This window comes from Stenotrophomonas sp. SMYL86, assembly GCF_036320025.1.
Lineage (GTDB): Bacteria > Pseudomonadota > Gammaproteobacteria > Xanthomonadales > Xanthomonadaceae > Stenotrophomonas > Stenotrophomonas maltophilia_A.
The window spans coordinates 188102-198480 of record NZ_JAWIRU010000007.1 but is presented as its reverse complement, the minus strand read 5'-3'; the positions used below and the strand labels follow the sequence as shown (position 1 = coordinate 198480).

Genomic DNA, 10379 nt, shown 5'->3' with positions numbered 1-10379 from the left:
ATTCGATATCTGACAGATGTGTCGACCAAGGTCGACACCTACCAACAGCCGCGGAGATCTGTCAGAGGCGGGGGGGGGGGGGGGGGGGGGGGGGGGGGGGGGGGGGGGGCGGGGCGGCGGGGGGGGGGGGGGGGGGGGGGCCCCCCCCCCCCCCGGCCCCCCCCCCCCCCCCCCCCCCGCCCCCCGCCATCCCACGGAATGCACGCTGTTGCTTCGGCCGTTGCCGTTGCCGTTGCGTCTGCAGGTGCAGGGCGCAGCCCTGCCGAAAACCCTACTTTACCCGACGGCCCGAACGGTCGATGCGGAACCGCTCTCCGCCTTCCATCGGCGTGTGGCTATCGGCATCCGGCGTGCCGCGCCGGCAGCCATTGCAGACTTCGGCCACGCCATCCTGGAACGGCCAACCGAAATCGAAGGTGCCGGGCACCACCTGGCGGAACTTCAGATCGAAGTAGGCCACGCGGTTGCCGACGCGGGCGCGCAGCAGGCCTTCCTGCGGTGTTTCCGGACCGTTGTCCCAGGTCAGTACCGGCAGGCTGCGGCCCTTGCGGTTGACATAATGGAAGCCCTGGTCGGCGTACACCACGGCCAGGCCATGGTCGTCGTAATTCAGGTCCTTCAAGGTGTCGGCACTGATCTTCGGCCGGTGATCGACCACTTCGCAGTTGGGCAGCGGCCACAACCCGTGTTCGTCGGTCAGCAGCTTGCACGCCGGTGCCTGTGCCGCTGCATTGGCACTGACCAGCACGCCAAGCAGGACCAGCGACCGCGCGAAGCGGCCGCTGGCAGGGGCAGGGTGGGCCTGCCTCACGATCACTTGGCCTCGGCCTTGCGCTCGAATGCGGTCGGCGCCGGCAGCTGTACCGGCACGCCCTTGTCATCGCAGGTGCCGGCCTGGCACAGGCGTTCGCGCAGGGCCGGGGTGGCCTGCACGATCATGTGGTAGATCGCGTTCTGTTCCAGCGTGCCGCGGATCGCCTTGCTGCCCGGGCCGCGTGCCCAGATACCGACGTCTTCGCCGCCGTGCGACTCGGACTTCATCGGCACCAGTGCTTCCTGCATGTAGTCCGGATGCTCGGTGTCGACCTCGCGCAGGTTCGGGCGGCCGTTGGCCGGTTCGAAGCTGCTCGGGTTGTGCGGGTAACGCTTCGGACCGGCCGGCTGCTGGTTGCTGCTGCCGGTATGGCCCGGGCCATTGGCGTAGCTCAGGGTGGTGTACGGCTGGCCGGTGCCGTCCAGCGCGTAGTCCAGCTTGCCGGCGCCGTCTTCGCCGCCCTTGTCCTTCACCTTGCCCAGGATCGGGTTGCCGCGCGCCGGGTAGCCGACGAAGTTCAGGGTGTGCGAGTGGTCGGCGGTGACAATGATCAGGGTGTCATCGGCCGAAGTCAGTTCGTTGGCCACGCGCACCGCGTCGGACAGCGCCACGGTCTCGGTCAGCGCCCGGTAGGCGTTGCCGCTGTGGTTGGCGTGGTCGATGCGCGCGCCTTCGATCATCAGCACGTAGCCTTCCTGGTGCTTGGCCAGGTTCTTGATCGCGGCGGCAGTCAGTTCGGCCAGGCTCGGCTCACCACCCGGATCCTGCGGACGCTCGTATTCGTAGCGCATGTGGTCCGGCTCGAACAGGCCAAGGATGGCCGGCGCATTCGCGGCGGCGGCCAGCTGCTTGCTGTTCCACACGTAGGCACCCTGCGGATGCGTCTGCTGCCATTCCTGCACCAGGCTGCGGCCGTCCAGGCGCTGGCCGACCTTGTCGTCGTACTCGGGATCGCGCTCTTCCACGGTGGTGAACTCACCACGACCACCGCCGAGGGCGACCAGCGGGCCACGGCCATAGCGCGAGGTGGACAACAGCTGCTGGGCGATGTCCTTGCAGCCGGCGGCCTTCGCGGCTTCGGTCAGGTCGGTGTCGTTTTCCCAGTTGCGCTCGGGCGAGTGCGCGTAGGTGGCGGCCGGAGTGGCATGGGTCAGGCGTGCGGTGGACACCACACCGGTGGCCAGGCCGGCGCTGTCGGCCAGCTGCAGCCAGGTCAGCAGGCCCTTGGACAGGCTGTCGGCGCAGTCGGTGCGGCTGCCGGCGCTGACGCCGATCGCGCCCATGTGGGTCTTCACGCCGGTGGTGATGGCGGTCATGGTGCCGGCCGAATCCGGGGTCTGCGAATCGGTGTTGTAGGTCTTGCTGAACGCCGTGGCCGGGAAGCGCTCCCAGGACAGCAGGTTCTCCTCGCCCGAGCCGCCCTTCTGCTGGCCTTCGTAGATGCGCGAGGCGGCCACCGTGGTCAGGCTCATGCCGTCGCCGAGGAACAGGATGACGTTCTTGGCCTTGCCGGACATCGCGCCGTTGGCGGCGGCCTGGGCGGCGCCGCTGCGGTACCACCACTGCGGGGTCTCGCCGGCCGGATGGGCAACGGGGTCGACGGCGACCTTCAGGCCGGCCGGGGCGGACGCGGGGGTGGTGCTGGCGCAGGCGCCCAGCAGCAGGGTGGTGGCGCAGGCGGCCAACAGGGAGACGGAACGGCGCATGGACGCTGGGATCTCACAAACTGTAACGGGACGTTCATTATGCCCGCCCTCGCAAGGCACGCCGATGACACACTGATTTGCCGGCCGGGCGGTCGTTCTGCGGGCCGCCTTGGGCTATCGTGCCAGCATCCCTTCCTTCCCCTCTGGATTGCCTATGAAGCTGGTCTCTGCCTGGCTGCGGATTCCATTCTGGCAGCGCGTGGTCGGTGGCTTCGTGCTCGGCGCGCTGGCCGGCTGGGCGCTCGGCCCGGCCGCGGAAACGTGGTTCGGCCCGCTCGGCGAGCTGTACGTCACCCTGATCAAGATGATCGCCGTGCCGCTGGTGTTCTTCGCGGTCATCAACGCAATCTCGTCGCTGCACGGCCAGAAGTCGGTCGCCGCGCTCAGTGGCCGCACCTTCCTGTGGTTCGTGATCACCGCCGCGTTGGCGGTGTGCGTCGGCCTGGGCGTGGGTACCGTGCTGCAGCCCGGCGCCGGTGGCCTGCAGCTGTCGATGGCCAGCAACTACGTGCCGCGCGAAGTGCCCAGCGTGGTGCAGGTGCTGCTGGACGTGGTGCCGGCCAATGTCTTCTACGCGCTGTCCGGCATCGGCACCAAGGTCAATGCAGCGGGTGAAACCGTGCTGGCCGCCGGTCGAGGCTCGATCCTGCCGGTGATCTTCTTCGCGGGCCTGGTGGGCTTTGCGATCGTCAAGCTGGGCGAGAAGGTGACCGAGGCGCGCAAGCTGGTCGGGCAGATGAGCGACATCATGATCCAGGTGACGCGCTTCGTGCTGGAAGTCACCCCGATCGGGACCTTCGGCCTGATCGCCGGCCTGGTCGGCAGCTACGGCTTCGAGAAGCTGCTGCCGCTGGGGCATTTCGTGCTGGCGCTGTACGTGGCCTGCGCCCTGCACATCGTGGTGGTCTACAGCGCACTGCTGCTGGCACACGGCCTGAACCCGCTGAAGTTCTTCCGTGGCGCGGCGCCGGGCATGCAGGTTGCCTTCGTCAGCTCGTCCAGCTTCGCCGCGATGCCGGTGGCGCTGCGTTCGATCACCCACAACCTGGGCGTGAACAAGGACTACGGTTCGTTCGCGGTGCCGCTGGGTGCCAGCATCAAGATGGATGGCTGCGGCGCGATCTACCCGGCGCTGTGCGCGGTGTTCATCGCGCAGTACAGCGGTGTGCCGCTGACCCCGGAGCAGTACGTGGTGGTGCTGATTGCCTCGGTGCTGGGCAGCTTCGGTACCGCCGGCGTGCCGGGTACCGCGGTGATCATGGCCACGGTGGTGCTGAGCGCAGCCAACCTGCCGCTGGAGACCATCGGCTACCTGTATGCCATCGACCGCATCCTGGACATGATGCGTACGATGACGAATGTGACGGGCCAGATGCTGGTGCCGGTGATCGTGGCCAAGGAAACCGGCCTGCTTGACCAGGCGGTGTATGACAACCCGTCCAGCAATGTGGGTGTGGATGATCCCGACCCGACACCGCCACGCGCCTGAGGTTGCGTGGAGATGAAAGGCCCGCCCTGAACGGCGGGCTTTTTGTTTTGGAGCTGACTGGCGCGGTGCCGATCAGGGTAGGTCCCTGGTAGATCCACGCCATGCGTGGATGGCCGCAGTGCCGACCAACGGTCGGCACCCACTGGGGCAGGTGCCGCAGTGCCGGCCAAGGTCGGCACCCAGTGGGGGCGCAAACAAAAAAGCCGCTGCAGGGCAGCGGCTTTCTCGTGTGAGGCGGCGCGGTAGCGCCAACCGGTCAGATCAGAGATCGACCCGGCGGGCCTGCATGAACTTGTTGCCCCAGTAGCCGCTGAGCAGGGTGTCCACGCGGACGTCCTTGCCGGAGCTCGGTGCGTGCAGGAAGCGGCCATCGCCAACATAGATGCCGACGTGGTCGACGCGGCCCTTGCGGCCGAAGAACACCAGGTCACCGGCAGCCAGTGCGGTGCGGTCGTTGATCAGTTCGGCGTTGTCATCGTGCGCCATTTCGCGGGAGACGCGCGGCAGCTCGATACCCAGGGCCGAGCGGAACACGTAACCGACCAGGCCGCTGCAGTCGAAACCGCTGTCCGGGTTGCTGCCACCCCAACGGTACGGGGTGCCCAGCAGGGTCATCGCGCGGCGCAGCAGCGATTGCACCTTGCCGTTGTCGGCGGCGGTGCCGACAACGCTGCCATTGGCGGCGCTGCTGGTGTCGTAGTTGGCGAGCAGGCGGCTGAGATCACCGGCTACCACGGCCGAGCGGTCCATCAGCGGAATGGTGTCATTGGCGGCCAGGTGCGGCAGCAGGGCGGCCAGCGTGGCGCTGGCGGCGGCATCGACGCGGCTGCGCTGCGGAGCGGCAGCCTCGGCCTTGGCGGCCGGTCGGGCGGTGCTCTCGGCCACCGGGGCCGGGGTCACATCGGAACGGTTCGGAGCAGTCTGCGACCAGGCCGGAAGGCTGGTCAGACACAGTGCCAGGCCAAGCAACAGCGGGCGGGCACTACGTGAAGATACGGAAGTCTGGCCTTCGCTTTTCAGGTCGTCAGTCGTCACGCGTCGGTCACAGGAAAAAAACGATGGGGCATCATGCCCTGTAAAAGCGGCAATAAGTTAAAAATTCCGTTAGTAAATCGTTAGTTGCACGGTGATGTGCGTCACAATTTTGAACATATCGCCTGTTCATCTTAGCGAAGGACGCGTTTCGCCCCAGTGTAGTGGTCCTTCCAGTACGGACCGCTGAGCGAGTCCAGCCGGACCGTGCCACCGGTGCTCGGCGCGTGCACGAAGCGCCCTTCACCCACATAAATGCCGACATGGGTGACGCTGCCGCGGCTGCCGAAGAACACCAGGTCGCCGGTGGCCAGGCGCTGCGGGTCGATCTTCGGGCCCTGTACCGCCGCCAGGTCGCGCGAGGTGCGCGGCAGTTTCAGGTCCAGCATCTCGCGGTAGACGTAGGCCACCAGGCCGCTGCAGTCGAAGCCGGAGTCGGGGGTATTGCCGCCATAGCGATAGGGGGTGCCGACCAGGCTGATGGCGCGCATCAGCACCGAGTTGGCCGCCTCGGGATTGTCCGGCACGGTCTTCGGCCAGTTCGCGGTCGGCGGGGGCGGCGCGGGTCGGGTGGCCTTGCCGCCGCCGCAGGCGGTCATCAGTACGGGCAGGGCCAGCAGCAGGGCCGGGGCGAGGAGCCGGCGCAGGCCGGACGAAACTGGCGTGATGTGCATGATCTCCGGATAATGCGCCACCTTAGGATTGGCCGTCATGATGGCGGCGTCCCCGCCGGGCGACAACCCGCCCCAACCCGCCTGCCTCCGGCAGATCCAGACAGAGTTGCGCATGAAGATCGAAAAAGACCGCGTTGTCCGCTTCCACTACACCGTTTCCGAAGTCGGCCAGGAGCCGATCGAATCGTCCAAGGACCGCGGCGAGCCGCTGGCGATCCTGATCGGCCACGGCAACATCATCCCGGGCCTGGAAAACGCCATGATGGACAAGGAAGCCGGCGCGACCTTCAGCGTCGACGTCAACGCTGCCGATGCCTACGGCGAGCGCCGTGAGGGCCTGTCCCAGCGCGTGCCGAAGAAGCACTTCGGCAACACCAAGCTGGCTCCCGGCCAGCAGGTCGTGCTGCAGACCAACTTCGGCCCGCGTGCGGTGACCGTGCAGAAGGTCGGCATGAGCGTCGTCGACGTCGACCTGAACCATCCGATGGCCGGCAAGGACCTGCACTTCGACGTGGAAATCGTCGATGTGCGCGAAGCCGGCAAGGAAGAAATCGACCACGGCCACGTCCACGGCGACGGCGGTCACCAGCACTGATCGCAGCGCGATCGTGATGGCAGCAACGGCCCGCTTCGGCGGGCCGTTGCGTTTGTGGAACACGGCGCGGCCATCCATGGCGCGCAGGCCGGCGGCATAATGGCGGACCTGCCCGACGGACGCCCTGTGAACGCCGCTTCTCCTTCCCTGCAGCCGGTGGCTTCCGGCGAACGCATCGTCGTGCTTGACGTGCTGCGCGGTGCTGCGCTGCTGGGCATCCTGCTGATGAACATCGAGGCCTTCAGCGGGCCGCTGGACCTGGCGTTCACCGGCATCGACGTGCATTGGCAGGGCATCGACTACTGGGCCGATGCCTTTGTCTACGTGTTCGTGCAGGGCAAGTTCTTCACCCTGTTCTCGTTGCTGTTCGGTGCCGGCTTCGCGGTGATGGCGCAGCGCGCTGAGGCCGCCGGGCGCGACTTCACCCCGTTCTACCTGCGCCGCAGCGCTGGCTTGCTGCTGATCGGTCTGTGCCATGCACTGCTGGTCTGGTCCGGCGACATTCTGGTGATGTATGCACTGATCTCGTTGCCGCTGCTGGCGTGCCGCGAGGCGCCACGCAGCTGGCTGCCGTGGATGGGGTTGATGGTCTACCTCGGCGGTGTGGCGATGATGCTGCTGGTCGGCGCGATGGTGTCGATGGCTTCGGCCGAAGATGTGCAGGGCATGCTTGCCGAGGCGCAGCGGAGCATTGAGCTGCAGCGGCAGGTGTACGGGCAGGGCAGCTGGGCGCAGGCCAATGTGCAGCGCCTGAATGAGTTCGGTACGTCGATGGGGGCGCTGCTGATCACCGGCCCGGAAGTGCTGGGCATGTTCCTGATCGGCAGCTGGTTCGCCGGCAGTGGCGCGCTGGCGGCGCCGGAGCGCTTCCCGCGGCTGTACGCGTCGCTGCGCTGGATCGCGTTGCCGCTGGGCCTGCTGGTCACGTTGATCGGCGTCGCCTGGAAACCCTACCTGGCACCGGGCGCCTACAACCTTCCGGTGACGGCGGCGATGGGCCTGGTGACCATAGGCGGCCTGCCGATGTGCCTGGGCTATCTGGCGTGGATCGTGCACTGGCGCACGCGGCTGGCCTGGCTGGCGCCGGTGGGGCGCATGGCGCTGACCCATTACCTGGCGCAGTCGCTGGTCTGCACGCTGCTTTTCTATCACTACGGACTGGGATGGTTCGAGGTGATGCCGCGCAGCGTGCAGCTGCTGTTCGCACTACTGCTGTTCGCTCTGCAGGTGAGCATTTCGCACGCGTGGTTGCGCCGCTTCCGTTTCGGGCCGATGGAATGGCTGTGGCGTGCGATGACCTACCGGCAGTGGCCGCCGATGCGGCGCGGGGCCGGGCAGGGCTGATCGATGCAGGGCGCGCGCGAGGATGTGATCGTGGTCGGCGCCGGTGCCATTGGACTGGCCGTCGCGCTCGCGCTGCGCGCACAGGGCCGGCAGGTACGCGTGATCGACCGTGGGCGTGTCGGCGGCGCGACCTCGCATGGCAACTGCGGCACCATCACCCCCAGCCACGCGCCGCCGCTGCCAGCGCCTGGCGTACCGTTGCGCGCGCTGCGCTGGATGCTCGATCCGCGTGCGCCGTTGTACGTGCGTACGCGGCTGGATCCGACGCTGTGGCGTTGGTTGCTGCAGTTCGGGGCGCGCTGCAATGCGCGCGACTGGCTGCACTCCACACGGGCACGCGGCGCGTTGTTGAATGATTCGCGGCTGCGCCTGGCACAGTGGGTGCAGGTGCATGCGCTGGACTGCGAATTCGATACCCGCGGTCTGGACTACGTGTTTGGCGATGCCCGCAATTTCGATCACCACGCCGCTGAGTGTGAGGCACTGAACGCGCAGGGCATCGCCACGGCGCGCATCGATGGCGCCGACTATGTGCGCGACAATCCAGCTTTCCATGATCGCATTGCCGGCGCGATCCACTTCCCCGGCGATGCGCAGCTGCGTCCGGACCGCTACACCGCCGAACTGGCGCGCGTGCTGCGTGCGCAGGGCGTGGTGATCGACGAACAGGTGGACGTGCAGGGATTCAGTGACGATGCGCAGGGCGTACGCGTGCAGGCCGGCCTGCAGACCGTGCGGGCGCGTGAGCTGGTACTGGCCACCGGACCGTGGTCGCCGCGCTGGGCACGGCAACTGGATCTGCGCGTGCCGATCCAGCCCGGCAAGGGCTATTCGCTGACCTGGTCGCGACCGGTGCAGGTGCCGCAGCGCCCGGTGGTGCTGAAGGACCATTCCGTGTTCGTGATTGCCTGGCGCGAAGCGTTGCGACTGGGCGGCACCATGGAATTCGCCGGTGCCGAACCGCAGCTGCGCACGGCCCGCCTGCAGGCCCTGCAGCAGGCCGCCGACCACTACCTGCGCGCGCCACGCGGTGCGCAGCTGCAGGAGCAGTGGTGCGGGTGGCGCCCCATGAGCGTGGACGACGTGCCGTTGATCGGCCGCGCGCCTGCGCATCCTCACGTCTGGCTTGCAGCGGGGCATGGCATGCTCGGCATCAGCATGAGCGCCGGCACCGGCCAGCTGATCGCCGATCTCGTCTGCGGCCGCACGCCAGCGATCGATCCTGCCCCTTACCGACCCGAGCGATTCCGATGAGCACTGCACCCTATGATTACGACCTGATCGTCCTTGGCGGCGGCTCCGCCGGCCTGGCTGGTGCGATCCGTGCCGCGCAGCATGGCAAGCGCGTGGCCATGCTGGAGCCCGGTGAGCTGGGTGGGACCTGCGTCAATGTCGGCTGCGTGCCGAAGAAGGCGATGTGGCTGGCGGCCGACCTGCACGAGCGCATCGGTCTGGCCAGCGCGATGGGCTTCGATGTTCAGGCGCGCCCGGCGCTGTCGTGGAAGGAACTGGTGATCCATCGCCAGGCCTACATCAGCAACATCCACACCAGCTACCACAAACGCCTGGATGAGACCGGCGTGGTGCGCATTCCGGCGCGCGGCCATCTGCTCGATGCGCATACCGTTGCCTGCAGTGATGGCGTGCGTTACAGCGCCGAGCACATCCTGATCGCCACCGGCGCGCACCCGCTGCGTCCAGATATCCCCGGCGCGGAACTGGGCCTGGTCTCCGATGATTTCTTCGACCTGCGCGCGGCGCCGGCCGAGGTGGCGATCATCGGTGGCGGTTACATCGCGGTGGAGCTGGCCGGCCTGCTGCAGGCACTGGGCAGCAAGGTGAGCCTGCTGGTGCGTGGCCAACGGCTGCTGGATCGCTTCGATTACGAGCTGACTGATCAGTTGGCCGAGAACCTGAAGCAGCAGGGCGTGCGCATCCATTTCGGCTATCGCCTGCGCGAATTGCAGCGCGATGGCGAACGCGTACGTGCGTTCGGCCATGACGGCCCGCTCGACAGCGTGTTCGACGCGGTGTTCTTCGCCACCGGCCGCCGCGGCAACAGTCGTGATCTGGGCCTGGAAGCGCTCGGCATCGGCATTGGCGAACACCAGCAGGTGCAGGTGGACGAATGGCAGACCACCAGCGTGCCGAGCGTGCACGCGGTGGGTGACATCGCCGGCAAGGTCGGCCTGACCCCGGTGGCGGTGGCTGCTTCGCGACGGTTGATGGATCGCCTGTTCGGTGGCCGCCCGCAGTCGAAGATGGATTACGAGAACGTGGCCAGCGTGGTGTTCTCGCACCCGCCGCTGGGTGCGGTGGGCATGAGCGAGGAAGAAGCGCGCGCGCGTTTCGACCAGGTGAGCGTTTACCACAGCCGTTTCCGACCGATGCTGCAGGCGCTGGCCAACGGTACACAGCGCAGCCTGTTCAAGATGGTCTGCGCCGGCCCGGAAGAACGCGTGGTAGGTATCCACCTGCTGGGCGAAGCGGCCGACGAGATCCTGCAGGGTTTCGCGGTGGCGGTGAAGATGGGTGCGACCAAGGCCCAGTTCGATGACACCGTGGCGATCCACCCGACCTCGGCCGAGGAAGTGGTGCTGATGCGCTGAGCCGGGCCGTTGTAGAGCCGAGCCATGCTCGGCCGTCGCTCTTTGTAGAGTCGAGCCATGCTCGACTGCTGGTGCTCGGGCGGCGGGGCAGGGGGGCCGGGACCAGGCGCGGCCCC

Annotated in this window: 9 protein-coding genes; 5 read left to right on the top strand and 4 right to left on the bottom strand. The window is 67.5% G+C overall.

Annotation, left to right across the window (positions count from 1 at the left end; all coding sequences use genetic code 11):
* Positions 1-271: 271 nt before the first annotated feature.
* Positions 272-817, bottom strand: coding sequence for a WG repeat-containing protein (locus tag V3B64_RS10465; RefSeq protein ID WP_329914104.1), 546 nt, complete (start codon positions 815-817; stop codon positions 272-274).
* On the bottom strand, positions 814-2520 hold the full coding sequence (locus tag V3B64_RS10460) for an alkaline phosphatase (RefSeq protein WP_107431288.1): 1707 nt from the start codon (positions 2518-2520) through the stop codon (positions 814-816). The genes V3B64_RS10465 and V3B64_RS10460 overlap by 4 nt, the downstream gene beginning before the upstream one ends.
* A 154-nt stretch (positions 2521-2674) precedes the next feature.
* Here V3B64_RS10460 and V3B64_RS10455 point away from each other — a divergent pair, with 154 nt between their 5' ends.
* A complete protein-coding gene (locus V3B64_RS10455) occupies positions 2675-4009 on the top strand; it encodes a dicarboxylate/amino acid:cation symporter (protein ID WP_006381938.1) in 1335 nt (444 codons plus the stop codon).
* Between the two features lie 261 nt (positions 4010-4270).
* On the opposite strand, the gene V3B64_RS10450 is transcribed toward V3B64_RS10455, so the two are convergent.
* Both V3B64_RS10450 and V3B64_RS10445 read right to left on the bottom strand, forming a co-directional pair.
* Positions 4271-4978, bottom strand: a complete 708-nt coding sequence (locus V3B64_RS10450) for a C40 family peptidase (protein WP_223224737.1) — start codon at positions 4976-4978, stop codon at positions 4271-4273.
* Between the two features lie 197 nt (positions 4979-5175).
* Positions 5176-5754 (bottom strand): C40 family peptidase, encoded by a 579-nt coding sequence (locus V3B64_RS10445; protein WP_065428014.1) that lies wholly within the window; start codon positions 5752-5754, stop codon positions 5176-5178.
* Between the two features lie 73 nt (positions 5755-5827).
* On the opposite strand from V3B64_RS10445, the gene V3B64_RS10440 reads away from it, so the two are divergent.
* The 4 genes from V3B64_RS10440 to gorA all read left to right on the top strand — a co-directional run bounded on the left by V3B64_RS10440 (position 5828) and on the right by gorA (position 10263).
* Positions 5828-6310 (top strand): peptidylprolyl isomerase, encoded by a 483-nt coding sequence (locus tag V3B64_RS10440; protein ID WP_049398704.1) that lies wholly within the window; start codon positions 5828-5830, stop codon positions 6308-6310.
* 99 nt (positions 6311-6409) lie between these two features.
* On the top strand, positions 6410-7654 hold the full coding sequence (locus V3B64_RS10435; protein ID WP_329914103.1) for a DUF418 domain-containing protein: 1245 nt from the start codon (positions 6410-6412) through the stop codon (positions 7652-7654).
* A 3-nt stretch (positions 7655-7657) separates the two neighbouring features.
* Entirely contained in the window at positions 7658-8908 is a 1251-nt protein-coding gene (locus V3B64_RS10430) for an FAD-dependent oxidoreductase (protein WP_329914102.1), read from the top strand.
* The gene (gene gorA, locus V3B64_RS10425; RefSeq protein WP_125893984.1) at positions 8905-10263 is read left to right on the top strand and encodes a glutathione-disulfide reductase; all 1359 of its coding nucleotides are present in this window, start codon (positions 8905-8907) and stop codon (positions 10261-10263) included. The genes V3B64_RS10430 and gorA overlap by 4 nt, the downstream gene beginning before the upstream one ends.
* Positions 10264-10379: the final 116 nt, after the last annotated feature.